Origin of the sequence: Clostridium perfringens ATCC 13124, from assembly GCF_000013285.1 — a bacterium.
Taxonomy (GTDB): domain Bacteria; phylum Bacillota; class Clostridia; order Clostridiales; family Clostridiaceae; genus Sarcina; species Sarcina perfringens.
Genome location: NC_008261.1, coordinates 1,453,451 through 1,474,057, shown reverse-complemented (window position 1 = coordinate 1,474,057; position 20,607 = coordinate 1,453,451). Strand labels below are relative to the sequence as shown.

Below are 20,607 nucleotides of genomic sequence, written 5' to 3'. Positions count from 1 at the left end.
ATTTTTATCTAATGTTCTATATAAAATAAATACTACTTTAAAATAAAAACAGTGTATTAAATAATAAAAATTAATACACTGTTTAAAATTAAGATCTAATTAGATTCTCAACATATGCCATGTCTATATTCTCTTCTAAAAGTTCACAAAGCTTATCATATTGACTCATTTTATAATCTTTATAATTAACTTCATTACTTTCTTCTATGTTTAATTCTTTCTTTAACTTATTTATAAGCTTTTCTCCAAAGTCTCCCTCATCAAAGATTCCATGAATATAAGTACCAAAAACATTTTGTTCTTTGTTATTCATTCCAAGAACATTACCATTTTTCTCTTTTATCCATATATTCTCTTTAGCTGTAGGAACACTTTCCCCATTATGAATTTCATATCCACTTACTTCATTTCCTTCTAAATCAAAGGCCACAACCTGTTTAGTAGTTTTTTCTTTATTAAATGATGTTACTATATTTAAAAGTCCTAAGCCTTCTTCTTCTCTTATGTCACCTTCAACACCAAGAGAATCAATTATTTTTTCTCCTAATATTTGATAACCTCCACATATACCAAATATTAATTTTCCATTAGAACTTTCATTAATTAGCGCCTCTTTAAAACCACTTTCTTTTAAATAAATTAAATCATCTATGGTATTTTTACTTCCTGGAATTATTATCATATTTGCATTTTCTAAATCCTTAGGATTCTCAGCATACCTTATACCTACATCTTTTATTCTTCCTAAGGAATTAAAATCAGTAAAGTTTGACATATGAGGTAATCTAACTATTGCTATATCTATCCCTTTACCATTACCTTTTCTTAATTTAATAGAAGCACTATCTTCCTCTTCTATATCTAAATCAAAGTAAGGCATAACTCCTAAAACAGGGATTTTTATTATTTCTTCTATTTGTCTCATTGCAGGTTCAAAAAACTCTCTTTTTCCCCTAAATTTATTTATTATAACCCCTTTAACCCTTTTTCTCTCTTCTTCAGTTAAAAGCATTATAGTACCAACAATAGAAGCAAAAACTCCTCCTCTGTTTATATCAGCAACTAAAATAACATCAGCGTCTGCTATTTTAGCAGTATGCATATTTGCTATATCAGTTTCTCTTAAGTTTATTTCAGCACAGCTTCCTGATCCTTCTAAAACTATTAAATCATAATCATTTGAAATGTCATCATAAGCTTCTTTTGCTTTTTCCTTAAGATATTTATTTAATTCCTTATATTTATAAGCATCCATAGTGCAATGAACCTTACCTCTAACTATTACCTGAGTTTTAAATCCTGCACTAGGTTTCATCAATATAGGATTCATATATTCCTTAGGATCAATTTCACAGGCTTCAGCTTGTACCACTTGAGCTCGTCCTATTTCATCCCCCTCCTTTGTTACAAAGGAATTTAATGATATATTCAAAGCTTTATAAGGAGCAACCCTATATCCTTTTTTCTTAAAATATCTACAAAAGGCTGCTGCAACAGTACTTTTTCCTACGGAAGATGCTGTACCAAGAAGCATTATACTTTTATACTTCATAAAACACACCTACTTAATATCTAAGAATCCATGAGTTTCTGTTAATATATTATCTCCAGTTTCAAAGTTTATTCTTTCTTTAAATAAAGGTCCATCAAAAACAAATGTATGATATTCTCCATTTTCTCCACAAGCATCTGAACCAGCTGCTTTTAATCTTTCAACTACATCCTTAGTTAAAACTTCACCTAAGAATTCTTCCCCTAAAATGCTTAATTTTACATTTTTAATTACAGTTTTGAAGCCACTATCTATAAACTCGTAAGTTAGAGCCTCTCTATCTTCTTCCCAAAGTGGGAAAATAGCTTCAAGTCCTGCTTTTTCACATTTATCTTCACACCAAGTTCTATGAGCCATTAAATCAATATCTCCAAATACACAAGCTTCTGCACCCATTTCCTCTTTAATCTTCTTTAAAGCTTCAACAAATGTTTCACCATAGTTTTCTTTTCCGTTACTTGCAACTAAAACTAGAGGTATATCTAGAGATTTTGATACGTCTTTTAATAATTTATCTGGTATACCATGGAACCAACTTCTTAAAACTTTTTTATCAACAGTAACTAATAAAGCTACTGGAGTATGTCCAGCCTTTATCATTCTATATAATGATAATGTACTATCCTTTCCACAACTATATGATACAACAAACTTTTTTTTCATATTGTCCACCTACTTCCATCTTTCTAATGCTTCTAGCATGAATTTTCTTATGTCTATTTTATATACATCTGTAATTTTAGAACTATTTAATAATTCTCTTGCTTTTCCACTACTATAAATTTTACCTTCTTTTATTAAAATTGCATCTTCACTAAACATCTGAACTAAATTTAAATCATGTAAAACTCCTATAACAGTTTTGTTATTTTCCTTTGTCCATTTATTTATATAATCTAAAATTTCAATTTGACATTTTAAGTCTAAATGATTTGTTGGTTCATCTAAAAGTAATATTTCAGGATCTTGAGCAAAGGCTCTTGCTAAATAAACTCTCTGAAGTTGTCCTCCTGATAATTCATTTATTAACCTATCCTTTTCATTTAATAATCCTACGCTTTCAATACACTTTAAGACTATATCCCTATCTTTCTTTGTAAGGCTTGAAAAAATACCATCCATATGAGCATATCTGCCTAGTGAAACTGTTTCAAAAACAGTATAAGAAAAATACACTTCAGAATTTTGACTCATCAATGCAACTTTTTTAGCTAAATCTTTTCTTTTTATATTTCTAATTTCTACCCCATCTAGCTTTATTTCACCTTTGTATTCTATTAAATTAGCTAAGGCTTTTAAGACTGTAGATTTACCACACCCATTTGGTCCTATTATAGATATGTTTTCTCCTCTGTTTATGTTAAAAGATAAATTATGTATAACCTCATTACCATCATATCCACAACATAAATTTTTAACTTCTAGCAAAATATCACCTACTTCTTTTTCCAAAGTATAGATATGCAAAAAATGGTGCTCCAATTAATGCCGTAATTGCTCCAACTGGTAATTCTGATGGGGCAATTAATGTCCTTGAAACTAAATCTGTTAATACCATTAAAGTTCCTCCAAGTATAATACACATTGGAATTACTATCTTATGACTAGCTCCAAATATTTTTCTAACTATATGAGGAGTAATAAGATCAATAAATCCTATAACACCACTTAAAGCTACGGCACTTCCAGTTAAAATTGCCACTGAAACAAGTAGTGTCTTTTTCACCTTTTTAGTTTCAACTCCTATTGCCTTTGCTCCATCTTCTCCAAAGCTTAAGATGTCCATTTCCCTTGTATATCTTACAGCCATAAAAATTCCAATTATTAAAAATGGAATTCCAGCCAAAACATATGACCAACTCTTCATAGCAAATGATCCCATTTGCCACATTGTAATAGCCTTTAAATCTTCACTGCATATAGATGTTACAGTTGTTAACATTGCACTAGTAAAAAGTGATAACACCATACCAGCTAATATTACTGTATTATTTGAAAGCCCTCTATCAACTTTATTAGAAAAGATAATAACAGCAAAAACAGTTAAAACTCCACATAAAAATCCTATAATAGGCATAGCTAAATTTCCTATTACAGGAATTGAAATTCCAAGAACTATGTATATTCCAACTCCTAGGGAAGCTCCTGATGAAACTCCTAGAGTATATGGTGATGCTAATGGATTCTTTAATATAGATTGAATTATGGCTCCACTAACTGCAAGAGAAGCTCCAACTCCAAAAGCTAATAATACCCTTGGTAATCTAATTACCCAAATAATTGCTACGTCCTCTGGTTTTATACCAGTTCTAAGAGGAATATTAAAAATTTTATTCCCAACTATAGAAATAGTATCCCATATATTAATATTGGAACTTCCTATGGAAGTTCCAATACAGAGTACTAATATTACTAATGGAATAGCTAGTAATATTAGTAGTTTTCTTTTTTTAGATTCCTGCATATTGTTCTGGATAAATATCCTTTGCCATTTGTTTTAATACATTTACCACGTATTGACTTCCACGTGATGATGCATTATTGTCTACTAAGAATATTTTATTATCCTTAACAGCAGTTATTGTATTCCAACCTGGACGTTTAGCAATTAAATCTGTAGCATTTTCAATATAACTTTCATTTGTTAAAATTACATCTGGGTTTGCTTTTATAACAGCTTCTTCACTTGGAGAAATCCAACCCTTTTCATTACCAAATATGTTTTCTGCTCCAATTATAGTTAATAAGTTATTTAAGAAAGTATCACTTCCAAAGCTATAAAGTTTTGAACCTGATCCAATTTCAAAGTAAACAGTTTTCTTATCTTTTATAGTTTCACCTATAGCTTTTATTTTATCTACTTCACTTTTCATTGAATCAACCATTTTCTTTCCTTCAGCTTCTGTTCCAGTTAACTTAGCTAAGAAATTGATATCTTCATATATTCCATCTATACTATCACTAGTTGGAATATAAACTACAGGTATTCCTGCATCCTTTAAAGCCTTAAATGGATCTTCTTTTCCTGTTCTATTGTGCCCTGAAGCTATTATCACATCTGGCTTAAGAGCTACTATAGTCTCTGCATCTGGATTTCTAAAGTCTATTTTAGGAATATCAGGATTTAATCCTTTTACATCTGCCGAATATTTATCAACACCAACTATTTTATCACCTAGTCCTAAACCTACTAATATCTCTGTATTAGATGGAGCTGTTGATATTATTCTTTCAATCTTTTTAGGTACTGTAAATTCAGTTCCTTCCATATCTTTCATTGTTACTGTTTTACTTCCACATCCAGTAAACATAAGTAATGCCATCATGGTTATCATTACTAAAGAAATTACTTTTTTAAAGTTTCTCATATTCTTCCTCCACTTTCACCTTTATAAATTCTTAAGTTATATGAAGGATTCCTATTTGATTTTATTTAATGATTTTAATATGTATTTTTTTAATATTGCTAAGCATCCCTTACAATCTATAAAAGCAAATCTGAACTTTCCTAAATTAAGCTTAAATCATCATAAATCAAATTTCTCTTTCATAAAACTTAACAATTAAAATATTTGAGGCTTAAATTAATACGTATAAAATAAAAAAACATACCATTTTAAGAAGGTATGTTAAGCATATTTAAATCATACGCACCCTATTATCCTACCCTCAGAAGATAATAGTACTTAAATAAAAGGCAGGTATCCCGACTTTGCTTCTTCCTCCATCTCGTCTTCCCACACAAAAAATGCAGTGACATATTGAGATTTTGTCTGCTTCACGGTTACTGAGGTAGTTGAAGACTTTAACTTCATTCCCTATTAAGCGAAAATCACACCAATTATTAGTTAATCAACTTGATTATATTATTATATTTTATCATTGTCAAACTTCTTAATTTAATATAAAACCTATTAATAATAAAAGTAATAGTATAAGGCTTATTTTAAAACCTTTGAAAGTTCTTCTAAAAGCTTTTTGTTTTCTTCCCTTGTTCTAACTGCCACCCTATAGAAGCTATGGTCTAAGCCAATATAATTACTACAACTTCTTATTATAATACCTCTTCTAATTAATTCTTCTCTTAAATTTATATTTTTATTCAATTTAAAAAATATAAAATTTACTGCACCTTTAAAAGTAGTAATATCTTTAAAATTTTCTAGGCCATTATATAAAAATTCATTTTCTTTTTTTATGTAAGCTACGCTGTTTTTAATATACTTAACATCTTTTAATGCTTCTCTTCCTGCATAGTCTGCTACGGTATTTACACTCCAAGGAGTTCCTACTGAATTTATTTTTTCTATAAAATTATTATTAGAACTTAATCCATAACCTAATCTTATTCCAGGAAAGGCAAATAATTTAGTTAAAGATTTTACTATAATTAAATTTTGGAAATTATCAAGTTCTTTAATAAGAGAGTATCTATAATTATCTTCAACAAAGTCTAAGAAAGATTCATCAAAAACAACTGTAATATTCATTTTTTTTGCTTTTTCCAATACTTTTAATGAAAAATCTTTTTCTATTAAAGCACCTGTAGGATTATTGGGATTGCATAAAAATATAATATCTAATTCTTCCTTGATTTCTTCTAAAAATCCATTATCTACTGAATAATTATCTTTTAATATATAATGGTTAACTTCACACTCAACAGAATTTAAAGCATCCTCATACTCTGAAAAGGTTGGTGCTACTATAAGGGCCTTTTTAGGTTTTATTCCTCTTACTATATTAAAAATAACCTCTGCTGCACCATTTCCTAGAACTATATTTTCTAAAGCTACCTTTTCAAAGTTTGAAATTTCTTTTTTAAGCTCATAATAAGTTATATCTGGATATCTCTCTATAGAATTTATTCCTCTTACCATAGCCTCTTTTACTCTTTCAGAGATTCCTAGGGGGTTTATATTAGCTGAAAAATCAATAATTTTATTTTCTTTTAAGCCATAAATCCTCTTAATTTCTTCTACATTACCACCATGTCCTAAATTCATATAATCACCTCTAAAATACATCTAATAATAAGTGCTACTACCATTCCTAAAAAAGAAACCATTCCTAATATATTATTAGTCTTATAAACATCTGAAATTTCTATTTTCTTTTTAGCATCTCCTATGGTTGGTTTTTCTACAAGCTTTCCAAAATAGTAATTTGCTCCTCCAAGTCTTATTCCTAAAGCCCCTGCAACAGCTGCTTCTGGATGAGCACTGTTAGGACTTGAATGATTATATCTATCTCTTTTGTATATTTTAAAACTGTCTTTGCAATTAAGTCTTAAAATAAAAGAAGAGATTACTATAAGATAAGCTGTTAATCTAGCTGGAATATAATTAAACACATCATCAAGCTTAGCTGAGAAAAATCCAAAATCCTTATATTTATCATTTTTATATCCAAACATTGAATCACATGTATTTACTGCTTTATATAAGAAAGCTAAAGGTGCTCCCCCAATTCCTGCAAAAAGTAAAGGTGCTATAATACCATCTGACATATTTTCTGCTACAGTTTCCACTACAGCTCTAACTATAGCTTCTTCATCTAGATTTTCAGTATCTCTTCCTACAATATAAGATAATTGTTTTCTAGCCTTAACAATATCTCCTTCTTTTAAAATCTTAATTACTTTAAGTCCTTCAACTTTAAGTCCCTTAGCAGAAATACAAAAATAAATAAGTATTCCAGATACTATGGTTCCTAAAATAGGATTAATCTTATTAGCAATATGTACAATTCCTAAAGTTACTCCAAAGGTTATGAAAACTATAAAAAGCCAAGCAAAGAAGCCTGCAATCTTAAGATTTTTCTTGAAAACCTTTCTCCAAAGCTTTTCCATATTAGATGCTAGTTTTCCTATATATCTAATAGGGTGATATGGATTATTAGGATCTCCTATTATTAGGTCTAAAACATATCCTATTATAATTTTTATCATTTCTAAAACCTTTCTATTATTTCTAGTCTTAAATTATCTGTTATGTCTTTTTCAAACTCTAGACTTGAAAAATCTCCTTTTAAGTTATTGATATCCTGTTCAACTTTTAACTTATATCCTCCTCCACACTTAGGTTGATAAGTATAGAAGTCTAATTTATCCTTTTCAAAGAGTTCTAAAATACAAGCTATACTTCCTCCATGACATACTATTAAAGCTTCCTCTTCTCCCTCTTTCTTAAGGGTTAGAAGTAATTTTAAAAATGCTTTTTTCATTCTCTTTTCAAAATCCCTTCTTGATTCACCATTAGGACATGAAACTTCCTTGCTTTCATCTAAGATCCAGTCTAAATATTCCTTGTCTTCCTTTAGCATTTCATAAGACTTTAGTTCAAAATCTCCAAAATTATACTCACCAAATTCCTTTATGACTTCATACTTCTTATTTGGATATAAAATATTAAATGTTTCATTAGCTCTTTTTGCTCCACTTGTAAAATTTCTCTTACATATTGGCAAACTCACACTCTTTCTTTTTTCCTCTAACTCTTTTTTTCCTTCCTCACTTAAAGGCACATCACTTATTCCACAATAAAGTTTATTCTCATTGCAATAAGTCTTCCCATGTCTAATTAAATAAATTATCATCTTATTATTCACCCTTTAATCTTGTTCCTATTCCAAAAAATATTCTATAAACTTCTTCACTTTCCTTTGATAAAAACTGAAGAACTTTTCCAGTCTCTTCTCTCCATAATCTTTCCTCTTTCTTTAAAGGAACTATTCCTGAAGATATTTCATCACAAATTAAAATTTTATCTTTTAATAATTCTTTTTTTTCCTTAAAAAAGCTTAAAGACTCTTTTCCTTGTAAGGCATTAAAATAAATTAATCTATCTATTCCACTAATAACCTTTTTAGAAAAGTCTATAGAATCTTCTTTGCAATAAAATATTTCCTCTTCATTTATGCCTAACTTTTCTCTTACATACCTTAGTTTTCCATTATAGGCACCGCCAAATAAAAGTTTCAAAAGCTTCTCCTCCTTAAATAATTCCTAAAAGTAAAATTCCTGTAAACTCCATAAGAACAAGAATGTATCCTGCAACATCTCCATTTATTCCTCCTAATTCTTTTTTTACTTTTAAAAGTAAAATAAAAGAAATAAGTCCCATTGCTAAAATAGCTATTAAATAATTTATTCCTAAGGTGAAAAACGTTATTAATGCAACTAATACATATATTCCTAGTAAAATTATTTCATCTACTTTTCCAGTTCCTTCTTTAAAAAATTTTGCTAGAGAACTTTGTCCAAGCATCTCTTGACTTACAATAAAGTATCCATTTATTACCCTTGATGCTATTGGTATAAATATTAATATTCTCATATCTAAATTTTTATTTAAAACAGTAAACATTCCAGCAAATTCTACTAATAGTAATAAAACTACAGAAATAACTGAAAAAGCTCCAACTGTAGAATCCTTTAAAATTCTAAGCTTTGTCTCCTTATCTCTTCTAGAAAGAAGTGCGTCAGAAACATCCATAAAACCATCTAAGTGTAAGAATCCAGTTAAAATATATGGCACCGTTAAAATAAGAGCTGCCATAAGCATAATTGGTACATTTAGCTTACTTAATACAAAAAAACTTAAATACCAAAGTGCTCCTATAATTAACCCTATGAAAGGATAAAGCTTCATTATATGTTTTGCAGCCCTGTCATCCCATTCATATTTAGGCAATGGAATAACTGTAAACATGCTTAAGGTCATATTTATAGCCTTATAAAAAATTTTCATCTTCTAAAACCTCCTCTCCTTTATGAAATATTAAGTTTCCAAAGGAAGCTTCTATAACCACATCTGAGAAGGAAGCTAATTCACAATTTATTTTGCCTAATTCTCTTTTAAAAGACTCAGTATAAGAATCATATTTAATTCCATCACTAAAAACATAATCTGAAACTATTACTAAATTAGAAACCTTAGTTCCTAGTCTCTTTATGTCCTTTAAAATATTACTATGTACACTTTCATTAAATTCTTTTCCTACAAACATCTCATTAGTAACTAAAGAGGTTAAACTGTCTAGTAAAACAGTATCTTCCTTAGAAAATTTATAAAATATCTCATTTAAATTTCTATGTTTTTCAATGGTTTTAAAATCATATTTTTCTCTATTCTTCAAATGATTTTCTATTCTCTTTAAATCCTCTGAATCATAAGGGTTCATAGTAGCTAAGTAATAAAGCTTCCCTTTTCCTTTTTTTGAAAGATTACTACTATAAAATTCAGCATAAGAAGATTTGCTACTCTTAGCGCCTCCAATAATTAAAACTATCATAACTAATTAAATTAACTCCTATAATATTTTTAAAGTTTTAAAGAACAATATAACATTCTTCATCCTTTACATCTTCTAAATAGCTGTTATCTATATTTCCTTCTTCAAAGGTTGCCATATTATTCATCATGGCTGTTGCAAAATCAATTACTGAGAAAGCTATTGGGCATCCACTTCCTTCTCCTAATCTCATATTTAAATCTAACATAGGATCTAAACCTAACTCTTTTATAGCTAACTCATATCCTATTTCCTGTGATTTATGAGAAGTAAAACAAAATTCTTTAACTAAAGGATTTAATCTATTAGCTAAAAGAGCTGCCACAACGGATATAAATCCATCTATCACTACAGGGATTCTATAGAAAGCTGCTCCTAAAAATACACCTGTCATTGCTCCAATATCATATCCTCCAACCTTTGAAATAATATCAATAGGATCATCAAAATTAATATTATGTTTTTTAACCACTTCTTCTACAATTCTTTTTTTCTTTTCAAAAGAAGCATTATTTATTCCGCCACCTTTTCCTACTACTTGAGAAGTTTCACACCCAATAAGAGCTTTTAATACTGCTGCTGAAGTAGTGGTATTTCCTATTCCCATTTCACCTACTCCAAGTATTTTATATCCCTTTTCCTTAGCTATTTTTACAGCTTCTATTCCGATTTCTAAGGATTTTTTAGCTTCTTCATAAGTCATAGCTGGTTCCTTATAAATATTTTTAGTTCCCTTTGATATCTTTCTATTTATAACTCCTTCTACAACTTCATCTGAATTAATTCCCACATCAAAAACCATTAAATCTGTTCCATTAGATTTTGCCAATGTAGCTACTCCCGTAGTACCTTTTATAAAGTTTTTTGTTTGAAGTAAGGTTACACATTGAGGTGCTGAGGCTACTCCTTCTTCTTCAACTCCATTGTCAGAAGACATTATAATCACACACTTTTTATCAATATTATTAAACATATTCCCAGTTATTCCAGATAACCTTATGGCTATATCTTCTAACTTCCCTAAACTTCCTAAAGGTTTAGCTAAAGAATCTACTCTATTTTTAGCTTTTAAAATCATGTCATTATCTAAACCTTCTATTCCTTTTAACACCTCATTTAACATTATCCTTTTCCATCCCTTCTTATTTTTTGATATAATATTTTCATTAGAATATAAGGAGATTAAGATGACTAACAAAATGAAAAATCATAAGATAACCAAACTAGGCGGTCTTAATAACTCAAATTATTTATTAGAGTGTGAAAATAATAAATATGTTTTAAGAATACCTAGTAAAGATAATAAAAATAATTTTTCAGAGGAAAATTTTGTTTTAATATTTGCTAATTTGAACAAGCTATCCCCCCCTATTATATATCATAATAAGGATAATGGAATACTAATAAGCAAATTTTTAGAAGATTCAAAGGTAAATATGAGTACATTTACATCTTTAGAATTCCTTGAAAAACTCTCAATTAATTTAAAAAAACTACATATTCTTAAGTGTGAACATATTTTTAACCCTTTTGAACATATAAGAAAAAATTTTCATATTTTAAAATCTAAAAACTTTAATTTTCATGAAGGCATTGATTTAGTCTTAAATAAATTAAATATTCTTGAAGAAAAATTAAGCAAAAATATGACTCTTGGCCTTTGTCATAACGATTTAAATTCTTCAAATGTACTATATCATAATAAAAATGTTCTTTTTATTGATTTTGAATTTTCTGCTATGTGTGATATATTTTTTGATTTAGCTACTGTATCTTGGATGCTTGATGAAAAAAAGAGATATTTTTTAATAAAAAGTTATTTTGGCTACTACTCTTATGAATTAATGGAAAAATTAGAAAATTACCTTTTTGTAGTTAAGCTTTGGAATGCTTCTTGGAGCTTCTTAAAGTCTTTAAATACTAATTCTACATATGATTATAAATTAGGTGGAAATATGATCATAGATGATTTATTATCCACTCTATAAAAGGGCTTTATCAAAATATAACAATAAAACTTACAAACAGTATGAAGAGAATATCTAGATAAGCTTTAGAATTTAAATTATTACGTAGAAAATATCACGTTAAAAAGCTGAGACTGTTAATTTCTTAGGAATACAATCTCACAAAGTTCAATTGCATAAGTTCAAGAATCCAAATTAAAAATTTGGACTTTCACTTAAAATCTAGTAATTCTCGGAATATGTTTGTAAGTTTTATAAAAAGTTATTTTGATATAATCCCATATATACATAGAATAATTATTAAATATAATTCATCTTTTAAAAATTTTATTATTTTTTATTGCAAAGATTCATTACTACTCTTAAATATAAATTTATTGCTGGAAACAGATCTTCTTCATTAAAATCAAACCTAATAGAATGATGTTCATCCTTTAACTCACTTCCAAACATTATATAAGATGCTTTTCCTCCATTTTTCTGTACTCTTTTCATCATATAACATATATCTTCACTAGCACCAAAGTCTTCTTCATCTATTACATTGTTATATCCCTTTATATTTTTTGCCTCCCATTTAATAATATCAATTAACTCTCTATCACTACTACCACTTATGGATCTTCCTAAACAGGATATTTTCACATGATTATCATGCATATCTGCAGAAGCTTTTAGAATTCTAGTTGCATAACTTTCCATATATTCATTTAATTCTGTAGTTTCTCCTCTAGTCTCTACTTCCATAAAAGCTTTTCCAGGAATTACATTTCTACCACTCCCTGCAATTAACTTTCCTACATTTATTCTTGTTATGCCTTCACCATTTCTTGGTATAGCATCTAAGTTTAATACTGCTGTAGATGCAGAAAGCAAAGCATTATGCCCTTTTTCAGGTGCAACTGCGGCATGGGAAGACTTCCCTGTAAATTCAGCATTAATTTTAGATGTTGCTAAAAATCCCTTTGTTCCACAGATTATTTCTCCTGATTTCCTTGCCTTTATTCCTATGTGACCACTTAATAAATAATCTACATCATCTAAGATTCCTGATTGAGCCATTGGATTTCCACCGCAGACGCTTTCTTCTCCAGGTTGAAAAATAAGCTTTATTGTTCCATTAAAATATTCCTTAAATCTAATAATCCCTTCTGCAACTCCAAGACCAATAGCTATATGACCATCATGTCCACAAGCATGCATAATACCTCTATTTAAAGAAGAAAAACCATTTTTAAAAGGAAAATGCTCATTATTTTCACATTCAAGTACTTTTACTCCATCTATATCAAATCTTAAAGCAATAGTTGGACCCTCTCCATTTTGTAAAATCCCAACTACTCCAGTGTATCCCCCAATCATATAATCACTTAATTCTTTATAGGCACCTTGATTTAAGGATTTTTCATAACTTTTCTTTAAATCAAGTTCGTTTGGTACATCTAACCTATGCTCTTCACTTATTATTTCTTTTCCTATTTTTATTTCATAACCCATTTCTCTTAAATATTTTCCAATTAAAGAAGATGTTCTAAATTCTTTCCATGCAATTTCAGGATATTTATGAAAATCCCTTCTATAATTAATTATTTTTTCTCTAATCTCCCTTAAAAACTTCTCAATATCCAATTTTAATCCTCCACATTAAATAATTTTTAAAAATACATATACTTAATAATACTTACCTTCTCTGTATAATAAACCTTTTAAAAAATTATTAATGTTTAAATTAATTTTTTTAAATAAAAAAGGTACTACATCTTTAAAATGTAATACCTTTTTAGTATTTTTCTTATAAATATTTTATTCTAAATAATAAAAAGAACTCGCTTTTTCTTTATTAATGACTGCATCCATCATGATTACATGTATGTGTGCTTGAGAACTCTTTTAATTCACCTTTTTTTAATGCTTCTAAATTAGCTTCTATATCTCCTTCAATAGCTTTGTAAACTTTAATTCCCATAGAATTTAATTTACTTATAGCACCAGCACCAATTCCACCAACAACTACAGCATCTACAACTTCACCTGATAAAGCTTTTATTGGTTGACATTTTCCATGTTCATGACCTAAATCACCATTGCCTACAGTAGTTACTTCATCTTTTTCTAAATCACATATTACGAAAGTTGGAGCAGTACCAAAATGACCATATGGTACACTTTTAACTCCTTCATTATTTTTAACTGGGAAACAAATTCTCATTATATTTTCCTCCTTCAAATTTTTATTATTTATGCATTTAGCATGTTTACATATCTTATTACATTTTTCATAGATATTTTCTTTTGTTTTTATATTATTATCATTATTTACGATATAATTAATTAAGATATTAATGCTTTCTAACTGCTCTATATTTAAATCATAAACAATGTGATAACCTATTTTATATCCAATTACGAGATTTGCATCTTTTAATATTTTTATTTGTTGAGAAACAGCAGATTCTGAAATGCTAAGTTCTCTAGCTATTCCCTTTGCACACATAGATCTTTTATTTATGAGATGTAGTATATTTATTCTAGTTTCATCTCCTAGTGCTTTAAATATTTTTATTTTATCTTCCATAAGCCACCTCTTATTTTTAATTAAGCATTTCCTTAATTAAATTCTACTCCTATTTTTCTAGAAATTCAATATCTAATTAAGTATTTTCTTAATTAAATTTATTTTTTAATATTTTACTCTCTTCTAAAATGATATTAACTCTTATTAAAACAGATTGAATTTATTAAAAAAAATAAAAAAGAGTGGCTTAAAACCACTCTTTTTATATTTAAAATTTATTATTTATTAGAAGCTTTCCATTCATCTAATTGTTTTTGCATTTCAGCTTTTATGTCATCTAATCCAGATGCAGCTAACTTTTTATTTAAGTCATCTAATCCTTTTACTGGATCTACTGAACCTGAGTATAAAGTTCTTTCAAACTCTTGTAATACGTTATTAACTGCTGATATTTGAGTTGTAACTGGCTCTGTATTGAACTTAAATCCTAAGATTGGTGAAGTCTTAGCACCTTGGTTAAATTCTTCAAAAGCATCCCATTTATCTGCTGGGTCACTATCTAAAACGTAAGTATCAAATAAGTTTCCGTAAGCCCAACTTGTAACACTATATGGTCCATTTGGATCTCTCTTTATTTGATTGTCACTAACTTTTTCATAGTGAGTTCCCTCTATTCCAAACATTAATAGGTTTCTTAATGTAGAGTCAGTATTTACTAAGTTTATAAGCTCCATAGCTTTTTCAGGATGCTTAGATGTTGCTGATATAGCAGTCATAGCTCCAGTTGTTGAGTTATTTGTAACATATGGAGGGATTATTGATGATGTTACAACTTCTCTACCTAAAGCTTGTCCCCATCCATTTTCTGCATATGGTTGTCCATCAGCTTTCCACATAAATCTCTTAACTTCATTTTTCATATTATTAACTGCTGCATCTTGATTTATATATCCTTTTTCATAGTATTCTCTTAATTTAGTCATCATAGACTTCATTTCTTCTGTCTCATACATATTTTGTACTGTTAAAGTATCATCATTGTAGAATATTCCTAATGGTCTCATTATTTCATCAAACTCTAATGGAATTGAATCCCCTTGAGTATAGAATGGTACAAAATCTGGTTCCTTTTCTTTTATTATTTGTAACCATGGTTCTAAATCTTCTACTGAGTGTAAATCTTGATATGGAATATCATATTTTTCAACAAGCTCCTTATCAAATACCCACATAGGTGCTCCTGCTATTTCTTTTTGGTTTGGAACTCCATATATTTTTCCATCAACCTCAGCACCTTTCCAAAGTCTTTCATCTATAACCCCTTTAAGGTCTGCTCCCTCTTTATCTAATAAGTCATTTAATTCAAGGAAAGCACCTTTTCTAGCATTTTCTAAATATGGGAAAGCCCATGAACATGTAAATGCTAAATCATATTCTTCTCCTGAGTTAGCTATTACATTCATTTTTTGGCTGTAATCACCAAAGTCAATATGTTTTATGTCTACAGTAGCATTTATTTTATCTTTTATATATTTATTTACTTCCTCTTCTACTAATTCTCCATCTGTTTGAGGTTTACCTATTACATACCATACTAAGTTAACTGGCTCCTCACTTGCTGCTCCTCCCTCTGCTTTTTTGTCACTTGATCCACATCCTGTAAACATTACAGATGTAGTCATTACTCCTCCTAAAATTAATGCTAATAATTTTTTGTGTCTAAGCATTTTTTTTCCCCCTCATATTACTATTTTTATACCATTTAGATCCCTTAATCTCAAAGACTAAACAAACGTTTACAATAATCATATACTTTATCAAATTTAATTAAAATTAATATGATAATCATATATTTTTTTTAGTATTTTGTTTGAGAAGCTTTAAGTAAATTAAAGTTTCTATAGTTAATTTATAACATAACAGTAAAAAAGTCAACATTACAAAAAAGTCCTGTATTAATGTGTCAAACAGGCTATTTTACTACATTTCAAGGGTTTTTAACATTAAAAGATTTTTATATATATTCTGTTAACTTTTTAAATATTTTAAAAAGTTTGAAATTTTTGTAATATAACTATTACATTTTGAATATTTTTATTCTTTCTCTAATCATATATGATTAAAATGTATGATATATTTTTAATTAGACTTATTATTCTGTAGAATTATACTTTTACTTTTTATTCAAAATTTGTTAACATTATAAAAAAGTATATTTATAATAATATTTAAGGAGATAATTAAAATGCAAAAACTTTTACTTGCTTTAATAGTAGGACTGGGTGGATTTTTAGGTGCATCCTTGAGATATCTTATTTCAATTTTTGCAGCCAAAAATTTTGGAGGAAACTTTCCATATGGTACTCTAATTGCAAATATTTTAGGTGCTCTTTTAATAGGTTTCATTATGGAATTCAGTATGGATAGTGCATTAATCTCATCTAATATGAAACTTTTTTTAACTACTGGTATTATGGGAGGACTTACTACATTCTCTACTTTTTCCTATGAAACAATTAGTATGTTAACTAATGGCAATATAACTTTAGGAATAGAAAATATAATCTTAAACTTAGGTTGTAGTTTATTATTTGTTGTAATAGGACAAAAACTTGCTAGGATATTATTTTAATTTTTAGGAGGAATCTTTTATGAGAAATGAATTTAAAGGTAGCTTTTTAAAAATATTTATTGATGAATCTGATAAGTATAATGGTGAGCCACTTTACTTAGAGATATTAAAAGTACTAAAAAAAGAAAATATCTTGGGGGCAACTGTAATAAGAGGAATTGAAGGCTTAGATAGCCATCATAAAATACATTCTGATTTTATTGAAATACTTGCTAGAAACTTACCTATAGTCATAGAAGTTATTGAAAGTAAGGAAAAAATAAATGAATTAATAGAAATCATTGAGCCTATGATAGAAACTGGAACCATTACAGTTATAGATAATATTCAGGTAATATCTTTAAATAAAAAAACAGACTAAAAAGTCTGCTTTTTTATTTTCCAATCATTTAATTGTCTTTCTAATTCTTCCTTAACTTTATCTATTCCAGCACTTTCAAGCTTATTAATAAGCTTTGAAACATATTCATCTGTATCTACTAATCCAGTATATAAACTTCTTGTAAACTCTTCAAGAACAGTATTTACATACTTTAGTTCAATACTTACCTTACTAGGGTCAAACTTAAATCCTAAGGCTTGAGATACATTAGACTTATTATTAACCTCTTTAAATTCATCCCATTTATTTTCTGGTTCATCTTCTAATACATATGTTATAAATAAATTTCCTAAAGTGTAGTAATCAACCATATAATTTTTAGATTCCTCTAAAAGCCTGATTTTATTATTTGAAATCTTTTCATAGTGAACTCCTTCAATTCCATAATTAATAAGATTTCTTAAATACTTATCTGTATTTAAAAGATTTAAAAACTCCATAGCTTTTTCAGGATTTTTTGAATTTTTTGATATAGCGATCATAGAACCATTTACTGATCCATTTGTAATATAACTTTCTAAAATTGGTGTAGCAACAACCTCTCCTCCACTTTTAATAGACCATATTTTTTCAGCATAAGGCTGCCCATCAGCTTTAGTTACAAATCTTTTAGTGGAAAAATCACCAGCATTCCCAATTTTAGTATTGGTATATCCAAGCTCCTTATATCTTCTCATAGTCTTTAAATTATTAATCATCTCTTCAGTTTTAAATATATTTACTACCTTAAAGTTATTACTTTCTAAATTTATTCCTAAAGCAGGGGCTAATTGATCCCAAAACATAGGAACTGAATAACTATCATCAACGTAAAAAGGAATTACCCCTTCTTCATTTTCTTTAATTAACTTTAACCAAGGTTCTAAATCTTCTAAAGTTTTTATATCCTTATAAGGAATATTATATTTTTCTACATATTCTTTAGAAAACACCCACATAGGCATACTAGAAATCTCCTTTTGGTTTGGAATAGCATATATACAACCATCTATTGCTGCTCCCTCCCAAAATTTTTTATCAAGAGCTTTATAAACATCCTTTCCATACTCTTTAATCAGGTTATTTAAATTAAGAAAGTCTCCTTCCTTTGCATTAGGATAATAATCATTAGCCCAGGAAGATGTAAATACCAGGTCAAAAATTTCTCCTTCATCAGTTTTATTATTCATTACCTTTGTAAAATCTGCATAATCTACAAATCTAATATCAATAGTTGCATTTATCTTTTTAGTTAAATAGTTATTTACTTCCCTTTCAACTCTATCCATATCGTCAGGTTCTATTCCAATGGTGTACCAAACCAGCTCTATATTTTTATTATTTAAACGTTTAATATAGTTTCCATTTTTAATTATATTAAATATTATTAGAAATATCATAAGTATTGCACTTATAATAATTAAAAGAGATTTTTCTAATTTTCTCAATATTAGACCTCCTTTTATTTATTACATCTACATTATATTTTGTTTCTCTAATTCTTTAAATGAATATTTTTTATATAATATTACTTTTTTTTATAAACTTATTTACATACTTATAGTAGACTTCTTAAAAATTTAGTAATAAAATATATTTATTAATTTTAGGAGGCAATAAGATGCATTTTATTCAAAATATAGATATAAATATACTTTACTTTATACAAAATAATATACAAAATAAGTTTCTTAATCCAATAATGATTTTCTTAACTTCATTAGGTAATTTAGGCTTTATATGGATTGCCATAAGCATCTTACTTATAATTTCAAAAAAATATAGAAAAATAGGATTATTAACTTTAGCTGTTTTAATTGTTAACACCCTGCTTGGTGAAGGACTTCTTAAACATATTATAGAAAGATCTAGACCCTTTGCAACATATGAAAGCTTACATATAATGATACCTAAACCAAGTAGTTACTCTATGCCCTCTGGTCATACCTCTGCATCCTTTGCAGCAGCATTTATGTTAGCTTATTATTTTAAAAATATAAGAGTATATATCTATTCCTTAGCTTCTTTAATAGCTTTTTCTAGATTATACTTGCTTGTTCACTATCCAAGTGATGTATTAACAGGTGCTTTACTAGGATATTTAAGCTTCTTAATAGTTATAAAATCCTATGAACTTATACAAAAATCTAAAATAAAAGATCAAAGAAAGTCTTTTTAGACTCTCTTTGATCTCTTTTTTATTTTTGATAATAACTTTTCGTAATATTTTATACTATTTTTTAAGGTTGTAACAACATACTCTTCATTTTCCCCAGTACTAGTTTCTCCAGTAAGCATAAACCCTGTTGCGCCACACCTAATAAAATGATATATATCGCTTAATTCATTTATTGTAGGCTTATTTTGTTTATTTCTAATAGATGAAAGTACATTTGTGGCTACTATTATTGATTTATTCTCATTTTTTAAAGCATATAATATTTTTTCTTGCACTATAGGAACATTTAATATTCCAATTTCTGCTGTTAAATCTCCCCTTGCTATAACTATTCCATCTAATTCTTTAGCAACTTCTTTAATATTATTTATTCCTTCATTAGTTTCAATTTTCCCCCAAAGCTTAGGAATAAATTGATTTGACTTTAAATTTTTAAAAACAATATTTTTAAACTCTCTACATTCTTCCATATAAGAACAATAAGAATAATCTATAATATCTACTTTATTATCTAAGGCAAATCTAATATCTTCTAAATCCTTTTCGCTTACCCCCCAATTTTTCCTATCTAAATTAGGAAGATTACATCCCTTTTCTTTTCTAACTACTCCACCTAATTTAACCTTAGTCTTTATTAACCCATTGTTATTGCTTATTACTATAAATTCCATAGTGGCATCTTTCATATATATCTTTTTAAAAGTATTATTGTATATAAACTTATTTTTTATATTTAAAGGTATAAGTTTATTTCTATCAATATTTTTAAGATAAACATCATAAGTTTCCTCTGAACAAAAATAAACTAAATCACCAGAATTAACTTTAAATGTTCCATATATATTATTAGCTACCCTAATCTTATTTCCCTGTAAGTCTAAAAGAATTTTTACATTCTTATGATTGCTTCTTATGTAATCTATACAGCATTCTACATCTCTATGCTTGCCATGGGATAGATTCATCCTAATTATATTGCCTCCACCTTTTACTATGTTATCTATTTTATTGAAGATTTCATTTTTGCTCTGTTCACTTTTGCTTAAAAATCTGGTGTTTATACTGCCTATAATATCCATAATTTCCCCCATAAATATTGCTACTTA

The 20,607-nt window shown here is 28.0% G+C and carries 21 protein-coding genes and 1 riboswitch; of the genes, 4 read left to right on the top strand and 17 right to left on the bottom strand.

All coding sequences use genetic code 11. The annotated features are described in order from the left end of the window. Window positions 1-88: 88 nt before the first annotated feature. From CPF_RS06350 to cobT, 12 genes are all read right to left on the bottom strand, one after another. The gene (locus CPF_RS06350; protein ID WP_011010197.1) at window positions 89-1,552 is read right to left on the bottom strand and encodes a cobyric acid synthase; all 1,464 of its coding nucleotides are present in this window, start codon (window positions 1,550-1,552) and stop codon (window positions 89-91) included. Between the two features lie 9 nt (window positions 1,553-1,561). Further along, on the bottom strand, window positions 1,562-2,215 hold the full coding sequence (locus tag CPF_RS06345; protein ID WP_003458530.1) for a diphthine--ammonia ligase: 654 nt from the start codon (window positions 2,213-2,215) through the stop codon (window positions 1,562-1,564). Window positions 2,216-2,224: 9 nt separating this feature from the next. Further along, window positions 2,225-2,980, bottom strand: a complete 756-nt coding sequence (locus CPF_RS06340) for an ABC transporter ATP-binding protein (RefSeq protein ID WP_003472318.1) — start codon at window positions 2,978-2,980, stop codon at window positions 2,225-2,227. Between the two features lie 4 nt (window positions 2,981-2,984). Further along, window positions 2,985-4,016 (bottom strand): FecCD family ABC transporter permease, encoded by a 1,032-nt coding sequence (locus CPF_RS06335; protein ID WP_003458539.1) that lies wholly within the window; start codon window positions 4,014-4,016, stop codon window positions 2,985-2,987. After that, window positions 4,003-4,920, bottom strand: a complete 918-nt coding sequence (locus tag CPF_RS06330; protein WP_003464144.1) for an ABC transporter substrate-binding protein — start codon at window positions 4,918-4,920, stop codon at window positions 4,003-4,005. The genes CPF_RS06335 and CPF_RS06330 overlap by 14 nt, the downstream gene beginning before the upstream one ends. Before the next feature lie 310 nt (window positions 4,921-5,230). After that, window positions 5,231-5,409: riboswitch (cobalamin riboswitch) on the bottom strand. 84 nt (window positions 5,410-5,493) lie between these two features. After that, window positions 5,494-6,558: a threonine-phosphate decarboxylase CobD gene (gene cobD, locus CPF_RS06325; RefSeq protein WP_011590657.1), complete on the bottom strand. Its 1,065-nt coding sequence runs from the start codon at window positions 6,556-6,558 to the stop codon at window positions 5,494-5,496. Further along, complete coding sequence (gene cbiB / locus CPF_RS06320) at window positions 6,555-7,502, bottom strand: adenosylcobinamide-phosphate synthase CbiB (RefSeq protein WP_011590656.1); 948 nt, start codon at window positions 7,500-7,502, stop codon at window positions 6,555-6,557. Before cbiB ends, cobD begins: the two co-directional genes overlap by 4 nt. A gap of 2 nt (window positions 7,503-7,504) precedes the next feature. After that, the gene (locus CPF_RS06315; RefSeq protein WP_011590655.1) at window positions 7,505-8,149 is read right to left on the bottom strand and encodes a histidine phosphatase family protein; all 645 of its coding nucleotides are present in this window, start codon (window positions 8,147-8,149) and stop codon (window positions 7,505-7,507) included. A 4-nt stretch (window positions 8,150-8,153) separates the two neighbouring features. Then, window positions 8,154-8,534, bottom strand: coding sequence for a bifunctional adenosylcobinamide kinase/adenosylcobinamide-phosphate guanylyltransferase (locus CPF_RS06310; RefSeq protein ID WP_003448817.1), 381 nt, complete (start codon window positions 8,532-8,534; stop codon window positions 8,154-8,156). Window positions 8,535-8,547: 13 nt separating this feature from the next. Beyond that, window positions 8,548-9,303 (bottom strand): adenosylcobinamide-GDP ribazoletransferase, encoded by a 756-nt coding sequence (locus CPF_RS06305; protein ID WP_011590654.1) that lies wholly within the window; start codon window positions 9,301-9,303, stop codon window positions 8,548-8,550. Further along, window positions 9,287-9,847 carry a bifunctional adenosylcobinamide kinase/adenosylcobinamide-phosphate guanylyltransferase gene (locus CPF_RS06300; protein WP_011590653.1) on the bottom strand — a complete coding sequence of 187 codons (561 nt, stop codon included), beginning with the start codon at window positions 9,845-9,847 and terminating at the stop codon, window positions 9,287-9,289. Before CPF_RS06300 ends, CPF_RS06305 begins: the two co-directional genes overlap by 17 nt. Window positions 9,848-9,884: 37 nt before the next feature. Next, window positions 9,885-10,970 carry a nicotinate-nucleotide--dimethylbenzimidazole phosphoribosyltransferase gene (cobT, locus tag CPF_RS06295; RefSeq protein ID WP_011590652.1) on the bottom strand — a complete coding sequence of 362 codons (1,086 nt, stop codon included), beginning with the start codon at window positions 10,968-10,970 and terminating at the stop codon, window positions 9,885-9,887. Window positions 10,971-11,034: 64 nt separating this feature from the next. Here cobT and CPF_RS06290 point away from each other — a divergent pair, with 64 nt between their 5' ends. Next, window positions 11,035-11,835: a choline/ethanolamine kinase family protein gene (locus tag CPF_RS06290; protein WP_011010189.1), complete on the top strand. Its 801-nt coding sequence runs from the start codon at window positions 11,035-11,037 to the stop codon at window positions 11,833-11,835. 309 nt (window positions 11,836-12,144) lie between these two features. Here the strand turns inward: CPF_RS06290 and CPF_RS06285 are convergent, their stop codons facing one another. The 3 genes from CPF_RS06285 to CPF_RS06275 form a co-directional block, all read right to left on the bottom strand. After that, the gene (locus tag CPF_RS06285) at window positions 12,145-13,443 is read right to left on the bottom strand and encodes a M20 family metallo-hydrolase (protein WP_011590651.1); all 1,299 of its coding nucleotides are present in this window, start codon (window positions 13,441-13,443) and stop codon (window positions 12,145-12,147) included. A gap of 211 nt (window positions 13,444-13,654) precedes the next feature. Then, window positions 13,655-14,389 carry a metalloregulator ArsR/SmtB family transcription factor gene (locus CPF_RS15225; RefSeq protein ID WP_011590650.1) on the bottom strand — a complete coding sequence of 245 codons (735 nt, stop codon included), beginning with the start codon at window positions 14,387-14,389 and terminating at the stop codon, window positions 13,655-13,657. Between the two features lie 218 nt (window positions 14,390-14,607). Beyond that, window positions 14,608-16,056 carry an ABC transporter substrate-binding protein gene (locus CPF_RS06275; protein ID WP_041702659.1) on the bottom strand — a complete coding sequence of 483 codons (1,449 nt, stop codon included), beginning with the start codon at window positions 16,054-16,056 and terminating at the stop codon, window positions 14,608-14,610. Window positions 16,057-16,574: 518 nt separating this feature from the next. Between CPF_RS06275 and crcB the strand changes: the two genes are divergently transcribed. Beyond that, window positions 16,575-16,961, top strand: coding sequence for a fluoride efflux transporter CrcB (crcB, locus tag CPF_RS06270; RefSeq protein WP_003458613.1), 387 nt, complete (start codon window positions 16,575-16,577; stop codon window positions 16,959-16,961). Window positions 16,962-16,980: 19 nt separating this feature from the next. Beyond that, window positions 16,981-17,322 carry a DUF190 domain-containing protein gene (locus CPF_RS06265; protein WP_003476035.1) on the top strand — a complete coding sequence of 114 codons (342 nt, stop codon included), beginning with the start codon at window positions 16,981-16,983 and terminating at the stop codon, window positions 17,320-17,322. Here CPF_RS06265 and CPF_RS06260 read toward each other — a convergent pair. Continuing rightward, entirely contained in the window at window positions 17,319-18,770 is a 1,452-nt protein-coding gene (locus tag CPF_RS06260) for an ABC transporter substrate-binding protein (RefSeq protein WP_041702658.1), read from the bottom strand. The genes CPF_RS06265 and CPF_RS06260 overlap by 4 nt on opposite strands. A 173-nt stretch (window positions 18,771-18,943) precedes the next feature. On the opposite strand from CPF_RS06260, the gene CPF_RS06255 reads away from it, so the two are divergent. After that, the gene (locus tag CPF_RS06255; RefSeq protein WP_003448881.1) at window positions 18,944-19,501 is read left to right on the top strand and encodes a phosphatase PAP2 family protein; all 558 of its coding nucleotides are present in this window, start codon (window positions 18,944-18,946) and stop codon (window positions 19,499-19,501) included. Here the strand turns inward: CPF_RS06255 and CPF_RS06250 are convergent. Next, on the bottom strand, window positions 19,498-20,580 hold the full coding sequence (locus CPF_RS06250; RefSeq protein ID WP_011590647.1) for a pyruvate kinase: 1,083 nt from the start codon (window positions 20,578-20,580) through the stop codon (window positions 19,498-19,500). The genes CPF_RS06255 and CPF_RS06250 overlap by 4 nt on opposite strands. Window positions 20,581-20,607: the final 27 nt, after the last annotated feature.